This is a genomic window from Rothia sp. HMSC069C04 (assembly GCF_001812895.1).
Classification (GTDB): domain Bacteria; phylum Actinomycetota; class Actinomycetes; order Actinomycetales; family Micrococcaceae; genus Rothia.
Genome location: NZ_KV810704.1, coordinates 26,527 through 49,892, shown reverse-complemented (window position 1 = coordinate 49,892; position 23,366 = coordinate 26,527). Strand labels below are relative to the sequence as shown.

The 23,366-nt window shown below is 58.7% G+C and carries 18 protein-coding genes; 12 read left to right on the top strand and 6 right to left on the bottom strand.

The genetic code is table 11. The annotated features are described in order from the left end of the window. The first annotated feature begins 152 nt into the window (after positions 1-152). Together HMPREF2879_RS00165 and HMPREF2879_RS00160 are read left to right on the top strand one after the other, a co-directional pair. Positions 153-1,154, top strand: coding sequence for an aldo/keto reductase (locus HMPREF2879_RS00165; protein WP_049327436.1), 1,002 nt, complete (start codon positions 153-155; stop codon positions 1,152-1,154). A gap of 223 nt (positions 1,155-1,377) precedes the next feature. After that, positions 1,378-2,820, top strand: a complete 1,443-nt coding sequence (locus HMPREF2879_RS00160; RefSeq protein WP_070634536.1) for a sugar porter family MFS transporter — start codon at positions 1,378-1,380, stop codon at positions 2,818-2,820. 83 nt (positions 2,821-2,903) lie between these two features. On the opposite strand, the gene HMPREF2879_RS00155 is transcribed toward HMPREF2879_RS00160, so the two are convergent. After that, positions 2,904-3,185 carry a type II toxin-antitoxin system prevent-host-death family antitoxin gene (locus HMPREF2879_RS00155; protein WP_005509047.1) on the bottom strand — a complete coding sequence of 94 codons (282 nt, stop codon included), beginning with the start codon at positions 3,183-3,185 and terminating at the stop codon, positions 2,904-2,906. Between the two features lie 169 nt (positions 3,186-3,354). On the opposite strand from HMPREF2879_RS00155, the gene HMPREF2879_RS00150 reads away from it, so the two are divergent. Both HMPREF2879_RS00150 and HMPREF2879_RS00145 read left to right on the top strand, forming a co-directional pair. Continuing rightward, a complete protein-coding gene (locus HMPREF2879_RS00150) occupies positions 3,355-3,648 on the top strand; it encodes a type II toxin-antitoxin system RelE family toxin (RefSeq protein WP_070634535.1) in 294 nt (97 codons plus the stop codon). A 312-nt stretch (positions 3,649-3,960) separates the two neighbouring features. After that, complete coding sequence (locus HMPREF2879_RS00145) at positions 3,961-5,172, top strand: cytochrome P450 (RefSeq protein ID WP_070605188.1); 1,212 nt, start codon at positions 3,961-3,963, stop codon at positions 5,170-5,172. 187 nt (positions 5,173-5,359) lie between these two features. Here the strand turns inward: HMPREF2879_RS00145 and HMPREF2879_RS09475 are convergent, their stop codons facing one another. Together HMPREF2879_RS09475 and HMPREF2879_RS00135 are read right to left on the bottom strand one after the other, a co-directional pair. Continuing rightward, positions 5,360-6,244 carry a lytic transglycosylase domain-containing protein gene (locus HMPREF2879_RS09475; protein ID WP_070593120.1) on the bottom strand — a complete coding sequence of 295 codons (885 nt, stop codon included), beginning with the start codon at positions 6,242-6,244 and terminating at the stop codon, positions 5,360-5,362. Between the two features lie 321 nt (positions 6,245-6,565). Beyond that, complete coding sequence (locus HMPREF2879_RS00135) at positions 6,566-9,466, bottom strand: multicopper oxidase domain-containing protein (protein ID WP_070634534.1); 2,901 nt, start codon at positions 9,464-9,466, stop codon at positions 6,566-6,568. Positions 9,467-9,782: 316 nt separating this feature from the next. Here HMPREF2879_RS00135 and HMPREF2879_RS00130 point away from each other — a divergent pair, with 316 nt between their 5' ends. Together HMPREF2879_RS00130 and HMPREF2879_RS00125 are read left to right on the top strand one after the other, a co-directional pair. Beyond that, on the top strand, positions 9,783-11,189 hold the full coding sequence (locus HMPREF2879_RS00130) for a glycosyltransferase 87 family protein (RefSeq protein WP_070605185.1): 1,407 nt from the start codon (positions 9,783-9,785) through the stop codon (positions 11,187-11,189). Further along, positions 11,186-12,721: a glycosyltransferase 87 family protein gene (locus HMPREF2879_RS00125; RefSeq protein ID WP_070634533.1), complete on the top strand. Its 1,536-nt coding sequence runs from the start codon at positions 11,186-11,188 to the stop codon at positions 12,719-12,721. Before HMPREF2879_RS00130 ends, HMPREF2879_RS00125 begins: the two co-directional genes overlap by 4 nt. 119 nt (positions 12,722-12,840) lie before the next feature. On the opposite strand, the gene HMPREF2879_RS00120 is transcribed toward HMPREF2879_RS00125, so the two are convergent. Then, positions 12,841-14,976 (bottom strand): hypothetical protein, encoded by a 2,136-nt coding sequence (locus HMPREF2879_RS00120; RefSeq protein WP_070634532.1) that lies wholly within the window; start codon positions 14,974-14,976, stop codon positions 12,841-12,843. A gap of 838 nt (positions 14,977-15,814) precedes the next feature. On the opposite strand from HMPREF2879_RS00120, the gene HMPREF2879_RS09470 reads away from it, so the two are divergent. The 4 genes from HMPREF2879_RS09470 to HMPREF2879_RS00100 all read left to right on the top strand — a co-directional run bounded on the left by HMPREF2879_RS09470 (position 15,815) and on the right by HMPREF2879_RS00100 (position 19,857). Then, the gene (locus tag HMPREF2879_RS09470; RefSeq protein ID WP_246822875.1) at positions 15,815-16,198 is read left to right on the top strand and encodes a CPBP family intramembrane glutamic endopeptidase; all 384 of its coding nucleotides are present in this window, start codon (positions 15,815-15,817) and stop codon (positions 16,196-16,198) included. Between the two features lie 144 nt (positions 16,199-16,342). Continuing rightward, the gene (locus tag HMPREF2879_RS00105; RefSeq protein WP_070634530.1) at positions 16,343-17,650 is read left to right on the top strand and encodes a M18 family aminopeptidase; all 1,308 of its coding nucleotides are present in this window, start codon (positions 16,343-16,345) and stop codon (positions 17,648-17,650) included. A 268-nt stretch (positions 17,651-17,918) separates the two neighbouring features. Next, positions 17,919-19,226: an RNA-binding domain-containing protein gene (locus tag HMPREF2879_RS09260; protein ID WP_141753011.1), complete on the top strand. Its 1,308-nt coding sequence runs from the start codon at positions 17,919-17,921 to the stop codon at positions 19,224-19,226. 283 nt (positions 19,227-19,509) lie between these two features. Further along, positions 19,510-19,857 (top strand): hypothetical protein, encoded by a 348-nt coding sequence (locus HMPREF2879_RS00100; protein WP_070634529.1) that lies wholly within the window; start codon positions 19,510-19,512, stop codon positions 19,855-19,857. A gap of 79 nt (positions 19,858-19,936) precedes the next feature. Here HMPREF2879_RS00100 and HMPREF2879_RS00095 read toward each other — a convergent pair whose 3' ends face one another. Beyond that, positions 19,937-20,683 carry a hypothetical protein gene (locus HMPREF2879_RS00095; protein WP_070634528.1) on the bottom strand — a complete coding sequence of 249 codons (747 nt, stop codon included), beginning with the start codon at positions 20,681-20,683 and terminating at the stop codon, positions 19,937-19,939. A 310-nt stretch (positions 20,684-20,993) separates the two neighbouring features. On the opposite strand from HMPREF2879_RS00095, the gene HMPREF2879_RS00090 reads away from it, so the two are divergent. Together HMPREF2879_RS00090 and HMPREF2879_RS00085 are read left to right on the top strand one after the other, a co-directional pair. Further along, the gene (locus HMPREF2879_RS00090; RefSeq protein WP_070634527.1) at positions 20,994-21,563 is read left to right on the top strand and encodes a hypothetical protein; all 570 of its coding nucleotides are present in this window, start codon (positions 20,994-20,996) and stop codon (positions 21,561-21,563) included. 326 nt (positions 21,564-21,889) lie between these two features. Then, positions 21,890-22,555 (top strand): hypothetical protein, encoded by a 666-nt coding sequence (locus tag HMPREF2879_RS00085; RefSeq protein WP_070634526.1) that lies wholly within the window; start codon positions 21,890-21,892, stop codon positions 22,553-22,555. 110 nt (positions 22,556-22,665) lie between these two features. On the opposite strand, the gene pdxT is transcribed toward HMPREF2879_RS00085, so the two are convergent. Next, positions 22,666-23,304: a pyridoxal 5'-phosphate synthase glutaminase subunit PdxT gene (pdxT, locus tag HMPREF2879_RS00080; protein ID WP_049346049.1), complete on the bottom strand. Its 639-nt coding sequence runs from the start codon at positions 23,302-23,304 to the stop codon at positions 22,666-22,668. Between the last annotated feature and the right edge of the window lie 62 nt (positions 23,305-23,366).

The following is a 23,366-nucleotide window of genomic DNA, read 5'->3' as shown; positions in this document are numbered from 1 at the left end:
CTGTGGTGGTGTTGGATGGTGGGTGTGTGGTGGAACAAGGAACCTACCGGGACCTAACGACCGACCCCACATCACGCTTCAGGAAGCTCTTCGCCTCCCAACTGGAGGGGAAATAACCACGCAACATACCCGCACAACGTAGAGTTAAAAGCATGGAACGTATTGAATCTCCCGTCTACCGCAGGCTCGGCAACTCCGGCCTCGTCGTACCCAGCGTCGGCATCGGCTGCAACAACCTCGGCCGCCCCGGCACCCCCACCCGCACCCAAGAAGGCACCAACGAAGTCATCGCCGCCGCAGTTGACGCCGGCATCAGCTTCTTCGACATTGCCGACCTCTACGGCGCCGAACCCGGCCTCTCCGAAACCATGTTCGGCACCGCCCTCACCCAGCTCGGCCTCGACCGCGACGAACTGACCATCGTCACCAAATTCGGTCTGCCCGTCGGCGACCTCAACGGCAACGACCGCAACGCTCGCGGATCCCGCCGCTACATCATGCGCGCCGTCGAAGGGTCCCTCCGCCGCCTCGGCACCGACTACATCGACCTGTACTTCTACCACAGCCCCGACCCCAACACCCCCATCGAAGAAACCCTCAGCGCCCTCGACCAGCTCGTACGCGACGGTAAGGTCCGCTACCTGGGCCACTCCAACTTCTCCGGCTGGCAGCTCGCCCACGCCGAACACTGCGCCCATGAACTCGGCACCGAACGGTTCATCGTCGCTGAAAACCACTACAACCTGCTCGACCGCCGCGCAGAACTCGAAATCCTGCCCGCCGCACGGCACTTCGGCATGGGTGTGCTGCCGTACTTCCCGCTCGCTAACGGCCTGCTGACCGGCAAGTACCGCCGCGACAACATTCCCGCCGGTTCGCGCCTGTCCCACTCCAAGAAGAACGTGCTCGACGCCGCCAACTGGGACCAGCTCGAAGCCTTCCACACCTTCTGCACCGAGCGCGGCATTACCGAGGTGCAGGCGGCGTTCTCCTGGCTCGCACAGCAGTCGCCGGTCACCTCCGTCATTGCCGGTGCAACCAGCGCCGAGCAGGTGCGCGCCAACGCACAGGCGGCATGCCTGCGCTTCGACGCTGAGGACCTCGCCGCCCTGGACGCCATCTTCCCGGCACCCGAGAAGATCGCGCTGTTCTAAACTCCGGCTCCCTCTCAAAGGGACACTCAGGCGGTCGCACGTGTCGGCCGTAATATACGCTGAAAAATGTCCGTGGTGAGAAATAAATATCACCCGCCGCACGTTTTCGCTAGGATTAGGTGAGGTGTGTCTAACCTGACGCACCTCACCTAGCCCACTGACAGTGCTGAAGAACCACCAATGTCGGTGTAATCTCACCTAACCCCTCGGCATAAAGGACACCATGAGCGCACAGAGCACCGCCTCCACCCTGCCCCCTCTGGGCACCGGGAAGCACAGTCGATACCTCGGCATCATCGCACTCATCGCCACCTTCGGCGGTCTGCTCTTCGGCTACGACACCGGAGTAATCAACGGCGCGCTCGAACCCATGAGCCGCGAACTCGGCATGGATTCCACCGCCCAAGGCTGGGTCACCGGATCGCTCGCTTTCGCCGCCGCTATTGGCGCGCTCGGATGCGGCCGCATCTCTGACCGGTTCGGCCGCCGAACCACCATCATTGGGTTGTCCACCATCTTCTTCTTCGGCGCCCTGGCGTGCGTCTTCGCACCCAACGTCGCCGTGCTCATCACCGGACGCACCCTGCTCGGCCTGGCGGTCGGTGGCGCCTCCGCCGTGGTGCCCGTGTTCCTCGCAGAGCTCGCACCCTACGAAATTCGAGGCTCCCTCTCCGGCCGCAACGAGCTCATGGTCGTGGGCGGTCAGCTTGCCGCGTTCATCGTGAACGCCCTCATCGGCAACGTATGGGGCGAGCACGACGGCGTGTGGCGCTGGATGTTCGCCATCTGCACCCTACCCGCCATCGGCCTGTTCGTCGGTATGCTGCGAGTACCCGAGTCGCCGCGCTGGCTGCTGCGCGTCGGCAAGCGTGAGCAGGCGCTTGAGGTGATGAAGCGCATCCGCTCCACCGAGCGTGCCGAAGCTGAGATCGCCGACATTGAACGCACCCTGCAGGCGGAGGCAACCACCCAGAACGACGCGGCGGGTAAGGAAAGCGTGGGCGTGCGCGGCTGGTTTGTGCGCATCCTGCTCGTCGGTATTCTGGTCGGCGCGGGCCAGCAGCTGACCGGCATCAACTCGATTATGTACTACGGCATTAAGGTGCTCAAGGAAGCCGGTTTCAGCGAATCCGCGGCGCTCATCGCGAACATTGCGCCGGGTACGATTGCGGTGCTTGGTTCCATCCTGTCGCTGCGCCTGATGGAGCGTGTGCCGCGCCGCGTCATGGTCATTACCGGCTACAGCTCGACCGCGTTCTTCCACGTGCTGATTGCGGGCGCATCCATGCTTCTGCCCGCCGATAATGCGGCGCGTCCCTGGATTCTGCTGGTGCTCATCGTCTGTTTTGTGGGTGCGATGCAGACCTGCCTGAATGTGTCCACCTGGGTGATTATGAGTGAGCTGTTCCCGCTGCGCGTGCGTGCGGCGGGTATGGGTATTTCGGCGTTTAGCGGCTGGATGATGAACGGTGTGCTGTCGCTGGCGTTCCCCGTGATTCTGGGTGCGGTCGGTCTGACCGGCTCCTTCATCGGCTTTGCCGTGGTGAACGTGGTCATTGCGTTGCTGATGTTCCGCAACCTGCCGGAGACTCGCGGCGTGAGCCTGGAGCAGGTGGAGCGCGGCGTGATGGACGGCAGCATCTACCCCTCCGCAGGCAAGCGCTAGATTCGGCGGGTTTTAGGTATGAATGAGGCGGGCGGCCCCTCCCCGGTGGAGGTGTCGCCCGCCTCGCAATATGCGTTGAAAGACTAGTCTGCAGGGTTCTCTGCGAGGAACTCGTCGAGGCCGATGCGGTAGCCGTCATCTTCGGCGCGTGCCTTGCGAAGAGCCTCAATGTCGAGGAGCTCTTCGTACTCTTCCAGCAGCTTCAAATCTTCGTAGGAGATGAGCGCGGCAACAGTCTTACCATTGCGGCTGATGAGGGGACGTTCGCCGGAGAACACGGCTTCGTTGACCTTGGTGCCGAGGTTGTCGCGGAGTTCTTTAAGAGTCGTGACATTGGAACGAGTCCGGTGAGTGGTGACAGTCATGACTGGTTCCTTTCTGGGGTTTGTCCGTTAGCTCCGAGGATAGTTCCTGCGTAGGTTCTATCCAGGGGAGTTACTTACATGGTACAACAATGTAAAGTGTGTAAAAAGTGTACACTTTTTCTGCTAAGGTTGAGGGTAAGATTTTTAAAGCTCTGCCTGAAGGGTGCAGATGACTGCAAACCATGTCTCAAACCCCGCGTACCGGGTCGAATTGACGCGCAAAGCAGCGAAAGAACTAAAGAAAATCCAACGAGAAGACCGGACAGCCTTCGAGAAAATTATCGCCTGCCTCCGATTCCTTGGCGATGACCCATATATGACGGGAGTCAAGAAGCTACAGGGCGAAGAAGGGTACAGGGCACGAGTAGGGAATTACCGCGTTCTGTACACCATTGATAATGTCACGGTTGTCGTTGAGGTTTTCCGAGTTGCTCATCGGCGAGAAGTCTACCGCGGCCTGTAGTGTGAATACGGCGTGCTTCGCGCGCAAGCACTAGACCCGACGGTTTTAGGTATGAATGAGGCGGGCGGCCCCTCCCCGGTGGAGGTGCCGCCCGCCTCGTGCGTCTCGTGACCCGCCGCCCCTCGCCCCACCGCACTGTTCGTTGAAGGAGAAGCAAGGAACCCCTACCCTGCGCCACCAACCCATAAATGATACGGTCAAAGAAGAACTAATGGATTCACGTGCTGAAATGCACGCCCGACCCTGCACATACGCATCGCCCGGACGCCCGCATCCAGCACGCCACAACTCTATAACGAACACGGGTGAACAATGACTGAGAACGTACACAACGACTGGGACCTCCGAAGCGAAGAGGTCCAGAAGAACCAGGTAGCTGCCTACGACGCAATGCGCCGCCGTTGCCCCGTCGCCCACGACGAATTCATGGGCTACTCCGTCTTCAAAAACGCCGACGTACAGCACGTACTCGACCACCCCGAAATCTACTCCAACGTCGTCTCCACCCGCCACATCGCCGTCCCCAACGGCATGGACGCCCCCGAACACACCACCTTCCGCGCGGTCAACGACAAGTACTTCACCCCCGAACGCCTCGAAAAGTTCGCACCCGTCATCCGCGACGCCGTGAAGACCCTCATCGCAGAACTGCCCCGCGGCGAAGAAGTAGACGTCATGCAGGGCTTCGGTCAGGCATACGCAATGCGCGTGCAGAACGCCTTCATGGGCTGGCCCGCATGCCTCGAACAGCCCCTCACCGAATGGATCGAAAAGAACCGCGTCGCCACCCTGCGCCGCGACCGCGAAGAAATCGCTAAGGTCGCCCTCGAATTCGACGGCTACATCCGTCAGCTGCTCGACGAACGCCGCGAGGACGCTGCCGCCGGCAACCCCAAGGACGTCACCGCCGAACTGCTTACCGACACCGTGCAGCTGCCCGGCGAAGAACCCCGCACCATGACCGACGAAGAAATCGTCAGCCTCATCCGCAACTGGACCGTGGGCGAGCTGTCCACCGTCTCCGCAACCGTGGGCGTATTCGTCAACTTCCTGGCACGCAACCGCGCCGAACAGGACCGCCTGCGCGCATCCCTCGCCGACGGCAATGCACTCGACGACCGCAGCGAAATCGCCCTCGCCGTCGAAGAAATCATGCGACTCGAAGACACCCTCGTCACCAACCGCCGCATCACCGCCCAGGACACCGAACTCGGCGGCCGCACCCTGCCCGCCGGCTCCCGCGTGACCATCAACTGGGCAAGCGCCAACCGCGACGAGGACGCCTTCGAAGACGCCCTCACCTACAACCCGCACCGCGACCAGTCCCGCAACCTCGTGTACGGCGACGGCATCCACGTCTGCCCCGGCGCGCCCCTGGCACGCCTGGAACTGCGCATCCTGCTCGAGGAGCTGCTGCGCGGCACCGAGTCCATTGAGATCGCGGACGAGAGCGAGAAGCCCGCAACCGTGAACGCCGTGTACCCGGTCTCCGGCTACTCGGTCGTGCGCGCCATCTTCAACTAGGCACGATTCAGCCCTAAAAAGGGCGAGGCGCCGAACCCCTGAGAATGGGGGTCGGCGCCTCGCGCTGTTAAGAGTACATATAAGAGTGAATAGTAGGGTAGTGGTGGCCGGTATCAGCCGCGCACTATAGATAAAACGGAATATTCCAAGACGGCTATATAGCCTAGTGGGTTATCCAAAAATGAATTTAGCGGCCGGAACTCGTTGCCGAAGGTTTCACCGAAGAACCCGCAGAGCCGCTCGCAGACGCACGAGCCGAAGCACTCGCAGAAGCCTCCGCCGCAGCTGATGCCGACTCCTCCGGGGACAGAGCCGTACCATCCGCATGAACACCAGCCATCGCCGGAGTCACACCATTCACGAAGCTCAACTTCGCCTGCTTGAACTGGTACTCGGGAGAGCAGGTCAGCTTGTACTTCGAATTCGCCAGCTCGCGAATCGACTTCACATAATTCTGAGTCTCCTCATACGGGGGAACACCGCCGTACTTCTCCACAGAACCCGGACCCGCGTTATAACCGGCGAGAACCACATCCTGCAGCTCATCCTCATTGGAGGCGTACTTCGCCAAACGAGTACGCAACTCACCCAGGTAGCGTGCCTGCGCCGCAATCGCATCGTGCGGGTTCAGAACATTACCGCCATTGCCGAAGTTGTAGTGGCCGCCGCTCCACGCATCATCAGTGAACTGTGCAATACCCTTAGCGCCCTGGTGGGACACAACGCCCACACGCCAGTGGCTCTCAGTCTCAATCTGCGCCGCCAGCACGCCGGGACGGAAACCCGCCACCTTAGAGCCCTCCTCGAAATCGGGTCGGAGAGCCGCCGGAGCATACGAAAGCTCCGTCATACCGCAATAGTCGTCATAGGTGGCTGCCAGGCCGGCAACACCGCCACCCAAAAGAACCGCAGAGGCAATAATCTGCCAATGCGCAAGTGCCCCGGCGAGAAAGCGAAGCGGGAAAGCTTTACGCTGCCGAGGGGAAGTCTGTGCGTCCGCCGAAGCGGGGATGTGGTTGTTGGCGCCCGTAGCGCTGCGCTCGGAAGAGGCGCTCGAAGTGCTATCTGCCATTCCTATAGACTAGCGCACCATGCCCGCTCCTGGCTAAGAAAAGTTCGCCCATGAGGCTAAAAGCATAGTTCGCCGTGGTGCGTGCAGGCTCCTGCCGGGGCGTGTGCAGGGGCTCTGGGCTGGCTCTGTAGGGGCTTGTGCGGGGCAGAAAGACGGTGCCGAAAGGCGGCGCAGAAAGACAGTGCAGAAAGACAGTGCAGAAAGACCCCGCCCGGCGCATCCATTCACAGGATGCACCGGGCAGGGTCGACCTCTCACAGGGCGCTAGAAGCGCCTAGCGTGAGGGTTTAGCGGGCAGCCACTACTAGCGATCATTGACTACTAGCGGTCAGTGACCACGATCTTGCCGGCGGCACCGCGTTCCATCTCCGAGAAGGAGTGATTCACGAACGTGTACGTGCCAGACTCTAGGAACTGCATCTCCACGAAGCCGCCCTGAGCGGGCGCCAAATCGAGTGCCTGGCTGTGGCCGTCACGGCTACCGAACGCATCTGCGCCGCGGCGCATCAGGTAGCCGCCCTCCTTGTAGACGGTGTCGAATTGCGAACCGACCACGTGGAAGCTCGTGCCGTGGTTCGGGCCCGCAGCCATCACCCAAATACGGATACGCTCGCCCTTCTTCACCTGCAGCGGCTTCGCCTTGTACTGGGTTGCGTGGCCGTTGAACATGGTCAGCGTGGGGGTGCCCGCCGCGATCAGTTCCGGCGAGTTCTCCGCCAGCTTGTTACCGTCGGAGGCGGTCTTGCCGGTGTCGTGCAGGTACGCCTCGCCCTGAACCATCACGTACTCGTGATCGACCGGGTCAAGGTCCGCCGGGTCGATAATGACCGCGCCGTACATGCCCTGGGTCATGTGCAGGCTCAGCGGGGCGGTGCCGCAGTGGTACAGCCAGATACCGGCACCCTTCGCCTCAAAACGGTAGACGAGACGCTCACCGGGGGCGATGGTCTTCATCGTGTTATCGGGGGAGACCATGCCCGCGTGGAAGTCCAGCGAGTGGCCCATCGTGCCGTTGTTGACGAGTGTAATTTCAAAAATATCGCCGACCTTGCCGCGCAGAATCGGTGCCATGTTCTGCCCGTTGAACGTCCACATGTGAACGGTCACGCCGGGTGCTACCTCGCGGTCGACTTCCTCAACTTCCAGGGTGACCTTGCGGACGGTCTTGCCGTTCACCTGCGTGGCGGTGTTCGGTGCCGGGATGTTCGGGTCGCGGTACTTGTAGCCGCTGCCGGGCGCTGCGGACATGTCAATCCTGCTGTTCGCAACGGTCATGAGGGTCGGGGTGCTACCCGACGCGGCGTGGTTGTGAGTGCCCGTAGAACCGTGGTTATGGCCGCCCTGCGCCACCTGGTTTGCGGAGGCGCCGGTCGCCTTCACCTTGAACACCATGCCCAGGGAGCGGTGACCCGCCACGGAGCAGTAGCCTTCCTGGTCGGCGGTAATGACGCCGGCGTCAACGGTTTTCGTTTCGCCGGGGTTGATGGTGCCGGTGGTTGCGCCGTTGTCGAAGGTCAGGTCGTGGGTCATGCCCTCGTCGTCGTTGGTGACCTCGACGACCAGGCGGTTACCTGCGGGCACCTCCACCTCAGCGGGGGTGAAGCGGTAGTTGCTGGTCGCCTTCACCTGCACGGTGGTGGTCTGACCGGTCGCAGCCACAGAGCCCGCCGAGGAGAACGACGGCAGGTTCAACGCGGACGGGTTCACGGCGAAGCCCAGCAGGAACGCCATGGCAACCGCGAGTGCCGCCTGGAAGCTCTGCTTGGCGTGCGGGACGGGCTCCGGGGTGAGCGCCTCCTGGTTGAAGACGGGCTTCTCGCCGCGGGCGCGTGCTGCCATCATTTCCTTGCGGGTATTCACGGACGCCTTCACGCCGCGCACCATCAGCGGAATGAACGCCATGAGCGCCAACGCACCCACGATAGCGACGGCAATCTTAATGGACTGGCCCACCATGGAGCTGGGCATCATGAAGATGAGCAGCGCCAGGTTCACGGCGGTCACGCGGGCAGCAGCAAAACGGCTGAACTCCTTGTTGGAGGCGCGAACCACCGCAGGGCCACCGCCCATACGCTGGGGGAGCAGGTAGCTCATCGCGCCGAGCAGCAGCTGCAGCAGGAAGCCAACCACGAAGATGGGGGTCACGGCGCGCATATCCAGCTGCGCGAAGGGGGTGGTCGCCACCATGTACGCGGTGGCCGCCACACCAACAATCAGCCAGAGGAAACCCATACCCACGCTCATGGGCGGGTACTCGTTCGGGCGCTTGGTGCGCAGGGTACGCACCATCACCCAGGCGACAATCAGCAGGGCAACCAGGTAGACGACCAGGCCGGCTGCGGCGAGCGGACGCATCCCTAAAATCGCGCCGACAACGGTCAACGCTAAGCCACCGCACATCAGGTACAGGGCGCGCAGACTGTGGGTGAGCGCCTTATCCACCATCTTGGTGCGCAGCATGGTCGGCCAGAACGTCACCAGCGTACCCACCGCGGTAATACCGACGAAGCCGAGCACGTTCACTGCCTCGTGCGCGAGCAGGAACTGCGAATGCAGGGTGCCGGACAGGTTCGGGTAGGCAATCATGCCGCCAAACGCCGCACCGAGGGGCAGCAGCAGCGCCGCAACAATGTAGAAGCGAATCGTCACACCGAACCGCGACGGTAGAGCCTGACGCACCTGCTTCAGCAGGGAAATACCGTGCCAGGCGACCATGGAGCCCACAATGAGCGCACCAACCACGGTGGCGGCGTAGAGGCCGGGCACGCTCAGCTGACCGACCATGCCGATCATGAGCAGGAGGATACCGGCGTTCAGAATGAAGATGCGGCGCACCTGGGTTCCGCGGTGCTCGTCAGGAATCTTGATTTTCATGAGCGCTTCGGTGAAGTGCTGCGACCAAATCAGAATCGAGTTCGTAATCAGGCCGAGGGTGATAATGTGCACCATCAGCCAGCCGCTATTCGGAATAAACTTGTGCAACAGAAGTACGCCGACAAGGGTAAACATCCAGTGGGAGACCGGCTTGGAGGCGCGACGATGCCACGTACCGCGACCGGATGCGCGGCGTGCAATCTCTTCGGGGGTGAGGTTCGCGCCGGGCACATCAGCCGGACGCGCGCCAATGCTCAGGCCGGAGGAGCCGCCTCCGGAGACGTTTACGCCTGCGGGCTTGCCGCTCGTGTTCTCACCTTCGGGTGGGGTGCCGAGATGTTCACTCACGTGATCACTGCTTTCACTGCTGGTTGTTCGTGGACGTCGGTGTGCGGGTCGGCACCCGGTACCCCTGCGGTGGGGTGGGTGCCAATAAGCCCATTATATTGCCCGGATAGTACCAATTTTGAAGACATGACGTGCATATGAAGGCGGCTCATATCGTGATAGTTGTGCCTGCGCGCTCGAGCGGTTCTCCCCCTGTGAACCTGCTCCCCAATGCACCTTTCACAGGTGCGCGCGATAAACTATTAGGATTCCAAAATCAGATGCCCGCCCACCCTACGCGCGCATCCGCCGGCACCAAGGTAAGGACAAGCACCTCGTGACAAGGACTGACTCCACCACCCCCATCTGGGGAAAAATCGCTATTGTGGCACTCATCCTCATTGTTGGCGGTGGATACGTCATCAAAATGCTCACCAACCCCTTCTCCGGTATGGACTTTTCCATCTACCGTCTGGGCGCAATGACCATTTTCGATAACGAGGGCTTTACCCAGGACCTATACTCCCCGACCCTGAACGATCACGGCGTCATCAAGCCGCCGTTCACGTACCCGCCGTTCGCGGCGATGCTGTTCTTGCCGTTCGCTTTTATTCCGCTGGAAGTCGGCAAAGTCATTATGGTCATCGGTTCGGCTGTGGTGGCGTGGTGGATTTCCACGATCATTTACAACTACGTGAATGCGCGCGGCCGCGAACTGCCCCTGCAGCAGTACTTTGGTCGTGCCGGCACGATTGCGATGCTGACCATTCTGGTGGTGGCGGCGGGCCCGTGGCAGCGCACCCTGGACCTGATTCAGATTAACCCGTTCATTACGGCGCTGATTCTTGCCGATTTTGTGCGCCCGGCGACCCGCGTGCCGCGTGGCGTGCTCATTGGTATTGCGGGCGGCGTGAAGCTGACCCCGCTCGTGTTTGGCCTGATTCTGCTGGTCCGCCGCGACTGGAAGGGCATTGCGACCCTGGGTGCGACGTTCTTCGGCACCATTGCGCTGGGTTTCATTCTGATGCCTAAGGACGCGCCGGAGTTCTGGTTCTCCGCGCTGACGAACCCCTCCCGTGTGGGTGGCCTGAACTTTGTGGATAACGTCTCGATTCAGGGTTGGCTGCTACACTTCGGTCTTTCTGAGAGCGCCGCGAAGCCCGTCTACTACGCCCTGGCGCTGGTCACGATTGTGCTGACCGCCGCGCTGCTGTACCAGCTGGAACGCCGCGGTGCCGCGCTGGCGCAGGTGGCGGTGACCGCCTCCTTGATGGTGGCGCTGTCGCCGATTAGCTGGTCGCACCACAACGTGCTGCTGCCCCTGCTGGCTGCCGTGTTCATCATGGACGCGTTCCCGACCTATTTTGCGGTTCAGCCGGCGTGGCTGCGGGTGACAGCGACCGTGTTCGCGGTGGTTGCGGTGTTGGGCCTGTACCTGTCGCCGATTAGGATTGCGTCCTGGTTCCACGGTAGCGCTGATGGTTTGGAGCAGCTGGCTCCGGGCGCGTTGGCGGTTTCGGCTATTCCCGCGTTCTGCCTGTGGGTGACGATGACGCTCTGGTCTATTGCCGCCCTGAGCGCGCCGGTGCGTGGCGCGAAGGTTGAGCCCGTACAGTACGGTTCCGTGCGTAGCGACGCGCCTCTGGGCTGGTGGGGCGCCCGTGCACTGGTGACCCAGAGTGCCCTGGTGACCGAGAGTGCCGAGTCTGTGCGTGCCGCTGATTCTCGTGAGGCAACCGCGTGAGCCGCGAGAAGAATCGTGAGAAGAATGCCGAGGCGGTAGCGCCTATAATCCCATGGGCTTCGGCTGGCTCTACTACTGCACCGGTTGCGGAACCGGCTGCTGAAAGCGCTGTAGAAAGCGCGGAGCCTGCCGCATCCTCTGTAGCCACCGCGGAAAAAGCGGCAAAGGAAGAAGCCGTCAAGGAACCCACCACAGAGCCCGCAAAGCCTGCGCGTCCCTGCTTCTTTGACCGCATCCCCGGTCTGCGTAGCGGCGCTCTCTGGGCGCACCTGCTGTTCATCCTGGTTGCCCTCTACGCCTTCGACTACGTGACGCACGCGGCGGCTGACGATATTTACGTCTACCGCCTGGGTGCTGTCTCCCTCGCGGATGGCCCGGACGGCTACCAGCTCTACGGCTTCCGCACGCGCGGCCTGCCGTTCACCTACCCGCCGTTTGCGGCGTTGCTCTTCTACCCGCTCGCGTTCCTCACCGAACCGCAGAGCATGCTGCTGATTACCGCCATTATTTGCGCGCTCAGCTACTGGTGTGCGTACCTGCTGTACTCCTACGCGCGTAGCCGCTCGTGGCGTCTGCCGCTGCAGAAGCACGTGGGTCATTGGGGTATGGTGTCGCTGATTGCGGCGCTGATTTGGATGTGCGGCCCGTGGCGTTTGACCACCCATTTTGGGCAGATTAACGCCATTATTCTGATGCTGGTTCTTGCCGATTTTATGCGCCCGGCAACCCGCGTTCCGCGCGGTGTGCTGCTGGGTATTGCGGCGGGTATTAAGCTGACCCCGCTCGCGTTCGGTCTGCTACTGCTCATGCGTAAGGACTGGAAGGGCATCGCGACCCTGGGTGCGAGCTTCGCCGCGACTGTGGGTATCGGCTTCCTGGTGATTCGTGAGGAGTCGTTCACGTTCTGGTTCCACGCGGTGCGTGACACTTCGCGTGTGGGCTGGTTCAGCTACTTCGATAACGTGTCGATTATGGGTACGCTGACCCACGCGGGCCTGCAGCATCATCTGACGGCGACCGCCCTGTCCGTGGTGCAGGTGGCGTTGACTCTGCTGATTGTGCTGGTCACCGCGGTTCTGCTGGTTCCGCTGATTCGTGCCCGCGCGCTCATGGCGCAGCTGGCGCTGACCGCGTTCATGATGCTGCAGATTTCGCCGATTAGCTGGTCGCACCACAACACCTGGTACCCGCTGATGCTCGCCGCCGTGGTTATGGAAATCTTCCCGCTCATGTACCAGCGGGTCAGCTCCTTCGTCTTCACGCTGGCTGTTATCTTGGCGACTGCGGCGCTGGTGGGCATGTACATTTCGCCGTTCTGGATTGTGCTGGCGTTCTCCCCGCACTTCAACGCGGATCAGATTCTGATGGTGCCCGAAGGCTCCCTGGGCCTGATGGCGGGCACCATGCCGTACCAGCTGATGTACCTGTTTATTCTGGTGACGTTCTTTGTGTACCTGGCGAATCGTCAGCTGGTGGAGCGTGCGGCACGCGCCGCAGGTGACGAGCTGGCGGAGGCGAAGTACTCCCGTTAAGGCGGCGGGCGCCTCCAGCAGGGTATAAAACCTCACCGGGCATAAAAGTATCCCCCGCACCCATCACGGATGCGGGGGATACTTTTATACCCAGCCTGCTGACCTAGTCAGTCACGCTGTTAGTTAGTGCCGATGCTCCAAGTAATGTTGGAGTCGGTACGAACCTGCATGTAGCTCTTGTTGCTCTGAACCCACTGCATGCTGCTCTTCACGGTCGGAATGGTCGAGGAGAAGAACGGGTCGTTCTTGGTCGCGTTCAGAACGGTGAAGCCGCGGGTGGTCGGGCCGCTGGTCTGGAACTCCATGGTTGCCTCGGTGCCTTCGTAGGTGAAAGCGTAGTAGTTCATGGTGCTCTGGAACTTCTCACCCTTCTTGTAGTGGGGTGCGGAGTCTGCGTCGTAGACGCGGATGGTCCACTCGCCCTTACCGGTCAGCTCCAGCTTGCGGGTGGGGGTGGAGTGGCCGCTCGCGTCAATCCATGCGGTGCCCTTGAGCTCCTTGCCGTCGTGGGTGGAGTCGAGAACGCTCAGACCTGCGGTGATGTTGCCCTTGTCGTCACGGCTGGTGATGAAGGCGTTAACCACACCGTCTGCGGGCTTGAACTCGTAGTAGAGCAGGCCTGCGGACACATCGCCCTTGATCTTCTCAATGTCGATGGTGTCCTTATTATCGGCGACGGTCTTCTTGTATTCCTTGAACTCACCCTCGGGCATCTTCGCTTCAGCAGCAGCAACCGGCGCTGCGGAAGAAGCGGAAGTACCTGCTGCCGCGCTCTCAGATGCGGGCGCTGCGGAAGAAGCCTCAGAGGATGCCGCCGCGGAGGAAGCCTCAGCGGAAGTAGCCGCCGCGCTCGATGCTGCAGCAGAGTCGGAGGTGGGGTTCGAGCTACCGCGCGGAATCAGCATGACAATCGCCAGGATGATGACAATCAGCAGAGCCAACGCACCGCCGATAACACCCCACAGCTTGGTGCCGGAGAGCAGGCCCTTCTTCTCGGAGCCGTCCTCGCCGTTGCCCTGGTTGCCGGGCTCGGTCATGTAAGGGTTGCTGAGCGCTACGGTTGCCTGGTCCTGATCGGAAACCTGACCCTGGTAGGGCTGCTGAGCGTTGTACGGCTGACCCTGGTAGGGGTTGCCCTGGTACTGACCGCCCTGAGCGTTCTGACCCTGGAAACCCTGGTCCTGGTAGTTGCCACCCTGGAAGTTCTGGCCCTGGAAACCATCAGCCTGGTTCGGCTGGAAACCGTTCGGTGCCTGACCCGCCGGGATGAACTGTGCGTTCTGGTCACCCTGCACGTTCTGACCGGGCTGCACATTCTGGCCGGGCTGTTCCGAGAGGTTCACGGTACGCTCGGACAGGTTGACGGTGCGCTCGGTTTCCGGGGTGTGGAACTCAACGAGCGGGGAGTTCTCGATGGTGTGGGGAGCCTCTTCGGTGGAGGCGGGAGCCTCAGCAACAGGTGCCTCAGCCGCGGGAGCCTCAGCGACCGGCTCGACTGCCGGCTCAGCGGCAGCGGGTGCCTCGGGGGCAACCTCGGCGACGGGCTCAACAACAACAGGCTCTGCAACAGGTTCGGGAACGACCGGCTCAGAAGCGGCAGGCTCAGAGAGCGCGGGCTCGGCAACCGGAGCTTCAACAACGTGCGCCTCAACGGGCTGCTCGGAAGCAGCCTGCTCAGCAACGGGAGCCTCAACAGTGGGCTCTTCAACTGCGGAAGACTGGGATGCGAGAACCTGCTCGGGCAGAGCGGTGCCGGTCAGCGGAACCTGAGTCAGGTGACGCATCGGCTTGGGCTCGGAGGACTCCTCAGCGGACTCAGCCTGGGACGCCTCAACGTGGGGTGCCTCTACCTGCTGCGCCTCAACGTGGGATGCCTCAGCCTGGGGTGCTGCCACCTCCGGAACCTCGACGACCTGCTCACCTTCGAGCTCAGCGGCGAGCTGCTCCAGGTCAACGTCCTCAACGGTCAGCGGTGCCGCAGCCTCGGCGGGCTGCTCAGCCTCAACAGCGGGCTCAGCAACTACAGGCTCAGCAACCTGCTCAGCGGGAGCCGCCTCAGCAGCGGGCTCCTCGGGAACCAGCGGCTCAATAGTAGCCTCTTCAACCTGAATGGGTTCGGGCTCGGGCTCTTCGACCCACAGCTGCCAACCTTCAGGAACGGGACCCCACGCGGGGTCAGGACGCCACGTAGGAGTGGGGGCCCATCCAGCAGGAGGAGCGGGCCAGTTGGGCGGCGGATTGAAGACGAGTGCCATAAGAAAGCAGCCTTTCTGGTGCTGAAAAAACACCCCGGAAGAGCGGTCATCAGCGACTATGTGTATGAGCGTATTATCGCTACAAATTATGGCATAGGTTCAGAAAATGAACCCCGTGAATGGTGGGTTTTTAGCCTTATTCACGGCTTTTTCAATGGTTTTGGAACATTCCGTATCAATCAGTACTTGAAGGTTTCCGTATGCCCGGTCACCATCGAGCCCGCGGAGGCTAGGATTAAAGAATGAACACGACACCGCCTCCCGCACCCCCGCAGGTAGCCGCCGGAACCCCCGCTGCTCCTGCGCCTGTTGCAGGTCTTGCCTACCACCGTCTCTCCCACGCCGACCCGAAATCCCGCTGGTTCTCACCCCTGCTGGAAGGTCTGCTCGGCGTCGCCGTATTTATTGGCCTCAACCTGATCATTTCAGTTGCCCTGGCTGCGACGATTATGGGTTCGGGACTTTCCCTCCAGGATGTAGCTACGAACCGCGCCGTCATTATGGAACACCCGGCGCTGTTCGCGCTGACGTTCCTCTCCCTTATCGCGATTGTGCCTTCGCTCTTTCTGGCGCGCCTGGTCGTGGGTCCGAAGCCCTGGGGTCTAATCCATTCGGTGGCGGGTCGCCTGCGCCGCTCACTGCTGCTTCCGTACCTGGGTTTGAGCTTCGCTGTCTACGGCATCTACTACGCTGTGATGCTGGCGTTGAGCGGTGAAACCCTGCCCGAATACCGCTATTTTCAACCTCCACAGGTTGAATTTTGGGTTTATGTGGCGATGATGCTGCTCCTAGTGCCCGTGCAGTGCTACGCCGAAGAGCTCGCCTACCGCGGCTTCAGATGCAGATGCTGGGCCGCTGGCTCCGCACCCCCTGGCTGCCGATTGTGCTGCCCGCCGTGCTGTTCATGCTCTCCCACGCCTACGACCCCTGGGGTCAGAGCACGATTCTCGCGATGGGTATTTACGCGGGTTTCCTCTGCTGGTACACCGGCGGTCTGGAGGCCTCCATCAGCCTGCACGTGGCAAATAACGTGATCCTGATGCTGCTGTCCATGGTGGCTGGTCTGGATCCGTTCGCCTCCGAGGGCGTGACCCCCGTGGATGCACTACAGGGCATCGCCCTGGAAGGCGTGTACGTGGTGCTCGCCTGCCTGATCTTCAATGCGCGCGCTCGCCGCGGCGAGGTTTCACGTGAAACACAACCGCTCAAGGTTGATAAATAGGCTATTTGGCGGGTTGTTCTAGCTCAGCTACCCCGGCCCGCCCGCCCCGCTCCATTCGAGCCTCACCAGGGCTCATACTTCACGCCGCGTGGACTACCAGCCCCGGTCACCCCATCAACACCCAAGAAAAGGTAGGGTTAAACCATGACTGTTGATGCTGTAAAAAATATTGAAGACCTCGCCGCATTCGTGGCGGAGTCGCCGGTCTCTTACCTCGCCGCGCGCACGGTAGCGCGCCGCCTGCAAGCAGCGGGCTTCACCGAGCTTGTAGAGACCGAAGCATGGGACCCGCAGATCGCAACCGGCCGTCACTTCGTCGTCCGTGACGGCGCGATTATCGCCTGGGCTGGCGGCGCGAAGGCGCAGAAGGCAAGCGGTTACCGCGTGCTGGGTGCGCACACCGACTCGCCCTCTCTGAAGGTCAAGCCTTCCTCCTCCATCACCACGAAGGGCTGGCACCAGATTGCCGTCGAGAACTACGGCGGCGCCCTGCTGAACTCCTTCCTGGACCGCGAGCTGTGCGTGGCGGGTCGCATCACCGTCATGGAGGACGGCGAGCTGAAGGACCGCCTGGTGCGTACCGGTCCGATTGCGCGCATCCCGCAGCTGGCGCCGCACCTGGACCACAAGCGTAACGAACTGGTGCTGGACAAGCAGTTCAACATGTACCCCGTGTGGGGTGTGGACCCCGCGGAGAACGACGTGCTCGACTACATGGCGAAGCACGTGATTGACGGCGAGCCGGTCGACCCGCAGAACATCGTGGGTTACGACCTGTTGTTCGCTGACTCGCAGCCGCCGCGCCGTTTTGGTGCGGATCAGGAGCTGTTCGCTTCCGGTCGCCTGGATAACCTGTCTTCGGTGCACGCGGGTTTGACCGCCCTGGAGCGTTACGTTGCCGATAACGCGGACGAGCAGGCCACCGAGACCGTGATGCTTGCGGCGTTCGACCACGAGGAGCTCGGCTCGGAGTCGCGTAGTGGTGCGGCTGGCCCGTTCCTGGAGGATATTTTGGTGCGCCTGTCCGCTGCGCGCGGTGAGAGCACAGAGGAGTACCGCCGTTCGGTGGCGGCGTCGTTCTGCCTGTCGGCTGACGCCGGTCACCTGGTGCACCCGAACTATCAGGGTCACCACGACCCGACCGTGCAGCCGCTGCCCGGTGGTGGTCCGTTGCTGAAGATTAACGCGAACCAGCGTTACGCGACAGATTCGGTGGGTGCTGGCGTGTTTGCCGCGGCGTGCGCGAAGGCCGGTGTGCCGTATCAGGAGTTCGTGTCGAATAACAATATGCCGTGCGGCTCGACGATTGGCCCGATTACGGCAACCCGCCTGGGCATGCGCACCGTGGATGTGGGTATTGGCCTGCTGTCGATGCATTCGATGCGCGAGATGTGCCATGTGGACGATATGGCGTACATGACGCGCGCGGTGGAAGGCTTCTTCCGCCTCTAAATTGAACCCCGCTGAGGTATGAACAGCTGGGGAGTGGGCGCCGGGAACGTATGGTTCCCGGCGCCCTTTGACTTAAGCTGAACTACAAGTATTTAGCTGCGTTGCTATTAGAAACCTCGAGCTCAACATGTAGGTGTTGGGGAAGACTCCGTGAAGAGTGACGAGGTAAGAAGTAATATCTGGGTTTTCCTCATACAATAGAGAGCAAGTAAGAGTAAACGCTAGATTGAATTTCTAAATATTTTGTTCTTCTGAGGAGAGAAACTTTATGGAGAATCTCGATACTAATATTGACCCAAATATTCCAGAATCACGGGATAGGATTGCTGCATGGGTTAAAACAGCGGGGGATAAGGCAGAATCACAGGGGCTAGAAGTTAAACGTAGTCTTGATTTTTCTAGAAGTGAGCGCAAGAAATCATTTGCGAAAATAACTAAGTTTATTTTGGCATCCGCAAACCGTGACCAAAATCAGGCAATGAGAGACTACCAAGGGTATGGAGTGATGCTCATTGGTGTTACCCAAGATGAGGTACGTGGTCTTGAAAATGTACCGGAGCAGCATGAGTTTGAAGGAGCTGTAAAGAGCTATTTTGGATCCGCAGTTCCAAAGTATCGCTTTGTGCCTCATACCTTCGAGGGTAAAAATCTTCTGTTTGTAATCGTTGATCCGCCAGTGAATGGGCAAGAGATTTACATATGCTCCGGGAGTTACGATGCTGATAAACGTGTTGATCAGCTTAGGGATGGTGCGATTTATTGTCGTGAATCAACGCAAACTATCGAGGCAAACTCGGTTCAACTTCGCGACATGATTAATCGCCTACTTGGCGGAAATATAACAGTTGATATGGGTATTTCTCGGTTTATTAGATTTCCTCGTATTGATGCTGAAGTGCTTAAAGATTTGTATTCTCAGTCGATGAATGAGTATGCTGAATCTCTCGAAAGAAAGATTAACAATGAGCGCAGGTTGGCTGAATCAAAGAGTTTTAATTTTAAAATCCCATATTATGATATTCCTGGTACTCGTGTATCCAACGAGGATAGGGTTAATGCATTGCAAAACTATGAAACTCGTCTTGAAGAATGCTTTGAGAGATTACTGAGTGTGGTTCTTCCTCCAGTTTTGTTTTCAATTAGAAATAATGGCACTAAGGGATTGAAAAATCCATGTATTGAATATAAATTTCCGGGTGAGGTCTATTTGTTGGAGCTAAGGGATGATGAGGAATTAATGAATTCTGATATTTTCCCATTTCTCCCTCGTCCTTCAGGGATTCATGCCATCTATAATTTCCATCCCTCCTTGTTCCCTTCAAATTTTGAAAAAATTAGCGACTCTGGCGTGATAAAGTGGAAACCTGGTTCTATAAATCCCGGAGAAAAAGTAACATCATTTGAAGATAAAGTTGGGATTTTTATGGTTGGAAATAGTGGGGATTCGGCTATTCGATATTCCATTACGGACTCTAATCTTCAGCGACCCATTACTGGCGAAATTAATGTAGATATAGGTGAGTTAAAAAATATTAGTAATTTGCTCAGTGGTATTGATTCCCCTATATGTAAATGATAAACTTTTATGAATTCTGAATAATGAATGGTAGTTTATAGACTTCTTGGTTGAAATTGCATTAAGGGTGCCGGGAACGTATGGTTCCCGGCGCCCTTATTTTTTAAGGATTTTTTCGGGGTATCTACCCCTTGAATAGGGTCTAGTTGTGCTGTAAAGTAACCCACAATACGTTATACACGTGTTGCACACTACTTGTTTTTGAGAAGTTTTCACCAATGATGGTGCACCATCAGCTCGTCACCGGCGTAGCGAGCGAACCCCAACATGAAAGGCGGTTCCCATGTTCTTCGATATTTCTCTGATCCCGCTGGCGGTTTTGATTATTGTGGGTCAGCTGAAAAAAGCACCACCAAGGTTGCTAAACAACCCCAGCTATCAGAAGGAGAGGGAGCAGATGCGAAAGCATCTGCGCATCCTGGATGTGCTCGGCGTGGGTTTTGCTCTTGCCCTGATGATTATTCAGTGGGGTAACCCCGCGTTATCGCTTGCCTTTCAGGCGTTCGTTATTTGGGTGGTTCCCCGGCAGCTGTATAGGCTCTGGCAGAAGTTCAATGTGTCGCGTGGGATGCTCTTCGCGTGTGCTGTAGCCCTGATCGTTATTGAGTATGGGTTGGTGTTCCTGCCCTAACCTGCACCCTATAACAGTTGTGGCGGTGACCGAACAACGGTCACCGCCACAACTATTTTTAGGACTGGAAAGGGTTAGATTAGACGGGGTTGTCGGGGCTGGGCAGGGTTACCACCTCAGGCCAGCGCGTATCCTGAGCGGCCGCACGGTTCACGTCGCTCTTCTGCTTCACATCGGCTGGTGCCTGCTGCGCCCACGCCTCAAAAGCAACAATGTAGTTCTCAGGGTAGTTTGCCGCGAGTAGCTCCTGGCGGGTCGGGAAGTACTCCTTACCCTCTCGAATATCGACGTAGTTGCTTGCCTTGTAGGGGTCTGCGCTCTGGATGTCAGTGCGCGGGCCGGAGGCTACCTTTCCGCTTGCCACGTTATTGTCATCGATAGCGCGCACCCACGCCGCGGCGTAGGCGTGATCGGCCTTGTTCTTCTCGTACAGTGCCAGGCACTCGGCTCCTGCTGATTCAGCTTCGGCGCGGGTGGGGAAGTTCGCCTGGTTGCGTACAACATGCCGTGCGGAGACGTAGGAGGGCAGTGCAGTACCACGGTCGGCGCTGAGGGCTTCCTGCTGCTTGAGGGTTTCAGCTTTCGCGGCTTCGTCAGGTTCAAGGCAGGGGGTGGAGGTCTTCTTCGCCGCGGAAGAGGAAGCGGACCCGGTGGCGCTTGAAGCTGACGGGGAGGAAGTCACAGTCGTGTTCGAGGGTGCGGGAGTGTTTGATGCCGTGCTGGTGGAGCTACCGCAGGAGGCAAGAAATAGGGGAAGAATCGCCAGTGCGGCACTGCGTCGTAGACCGCTGGAACGGAACGAAAGAAAAACAGGGGTGTGGGTCATGAGACCACCTCACAAGAGGGATGGAACGATATATTGCGTCTAAACATACCCGAATATTTGATAGATGGTCAATGGAAAATATCATCTTAGTTTAAAACCAACACTCTAGACGCAAGATGTGCAACCCAGTAGTCTTAAAGTTCTGACCTGCTTAAATATGTGGTAGATGGGGTAAGAGTGCGGAGATTTTGCGGGTCACTTACTGTTTTAGCTTTGGTTTTGGGGCTTAGTAGATAAGAAAAACAACATTGAGGCTATGTATTCGGTGTTCCGCTACTAGCGTTTTATGCTACTGAAAGGAAATGGCATCATGAATTCTACTTATAAGATGTTTGCCGTAAATGAGAAAATAATTTTATATATCTTGTTTCTCATTGTATTGCAATTTTTCTATATTTTCCCAACTAGCCTGTATATAGAGTTCAATGGATTTGTCTCGCCATGTGATAGGTGGCAAAGTGCATATTTCGACTATATACCCTTCTTTGTGGTGGGAGTTGTATCAGCTAGCTTATGGCAGACTTTTAGTATGTGGCTGGGTGTAAAGCTTCGCATAGGCATTTTTTGGATTGCGTCGCTATATTTAGTTTTTAAAATGTATGGGACTTATGAAATTTTAAAAGGCAATATCTTAAGTTCATGTAAAGTCCCTACAGAATATATGCATGGAATATTGTGGCCATATGATCTACAGGCATTCATTCTCTGGGGTCCCGATATTATCTCATGCGTTATTTTTATAGCAGTTTTTATTGCATGTTCTAAGCGTAGCTACTGGATACCAACCCTCGCAGCTATAGCCGCATTTGTTGTGCAGTGCGTCATCTTGGTACTGCTCTGGGAATACGTTAGGGGACTTATCTATTTCCTCCTGCAGTAGCGTTGGGCCGTTGAGGTGCAGGCTTTTACGGAGCTGGAGGTTGCGCCATCGGCACCCTAACCGTGCTCCTCCGGGCATGTTGGCTTCCGCTGATTATCAGGCAAATAGCAATATCTAGTGCTGGTGTTTTAGTGACATATTTGCCTCAAGAGCCCGGTGGCTTGCATGTTTACGCAAGTCAAGGCGCTGAACAAACTTGTTTATCGATTTTCTTCCGAGATGTTGGATTTTAAAAAATAAACATATTTTTCTCTTGACCATGTATCAAAACTGCCCGTATAGTGAGGGTCAATTCGGTATGTTCCAGCCCACAATGAGGTGACATCATGACCCTGAATTCCAGGACCTCGAACCCCCGCTATAGCGCACTGCGATACGGTGCCGCTCTCTTAACCCTGCCCCTGTTCCTCGCCGCCTGCGGTGGTGCAAACACCGCGGCAAGCAGCACCTCCTCACCCTCCACGGCGAGCGCCTCAGCAACGGCAAGCACCACGCCGCACATCAGCTGCTCCTCATACTCCGCTGAAGATCTCGCATCAGCAGAAGCCGCCAAGCCCGTCCCACGCACCGATGAACAATACCCCGCGTACATCCAGTACCGGCACATCCTCGCAGACGGCGCCCACATCATTGAGCCCAGCGAAATCGACAGCAAGTGCCACGCCGCACTCAAAGCAGGGCGGAGCACCCTCCCTGAATACGTTCAAAACATCGATGCCTACAACGCTCAGCCCAGCGTCGGACTCACCGACCCCTTCGCCGGTAGCGAGTACCGAGACATCAATGACCGCAACGAATTCATCCCCCACCGCGCAGACCTGGAAGAAGCCGCCTACCCCGAGATGATTATTCGTCTCTACGAAAAGTGGTACGAGGCAGCCCCCGCAGACATCAAGACGCTCAGCGACGGCAACCGTGCACGATTCCTCGCCACAAGCGCCTACCAGCAGTGGAAGGCCCAGCCCCAAACCCCCAGCAGCTCCCGCCCATAAGTCCACTCACGCATAAACCCGCGCAAAAAGAGTTGTGGCGGTGACCGAACAACGGTCACCGCCACAACTCTTTAAAGGCTCATTACCGGGCTTATTTTTTGGGGGAGGGGCTACTTGCCCTTCACCTCGCGTGCCAGAGCCAGCAGCTCCTCATGTACCGTCGTATCGCCCGTAACCTCCGGGTGGAAAGAAATACCAATCAGGTTGCCCGAACGCACACCCACAATCTTCCCCTCATGACGAGCCGTCACCTGCACACCCTCACCAGTGCCGGTCACAATCGGCGCACGAATAAACGCCGTATCAATAACCACCTCATCACCGGCAGGGGTCAGCCACGGCAGGCGCACCTCCGCAGAATCAACCTGCGAACCAAAAGCGTTACGACCCACCGAAACATCCAAAATACCCAGCGACTGCTGACCCGGTGCCGGATCATCAATACGCTTCGACAGCATAATCAGGCCAGCGCACGTACCCAGAGTCGGCATGCCCGAAGAAATCGCCTCAATCAGCGGCTCACGCACACCAAAAATACGGGTCAGGCGGTCAATCGTCGACGACTCACCACCCGGCAGAACCAGCGCATCCAGACCCTGAAGCTGCTCACCGGTACGCACCCAGCGCACCTGCGCACCCAGGGACTCCAGCATCAGCGCATGCTCACGCACACCGCCCTGCAGCGCCAAAACACCAACCGTCAAACCCTCACCCGGCAAAACACCGGTAGGCTGAACCTTCTCAACCATCACCGCTCCCTTCAGAAAATCAACAAAAACAAGGAGGGTGGGACCCGCCTCAGCGAACCCCA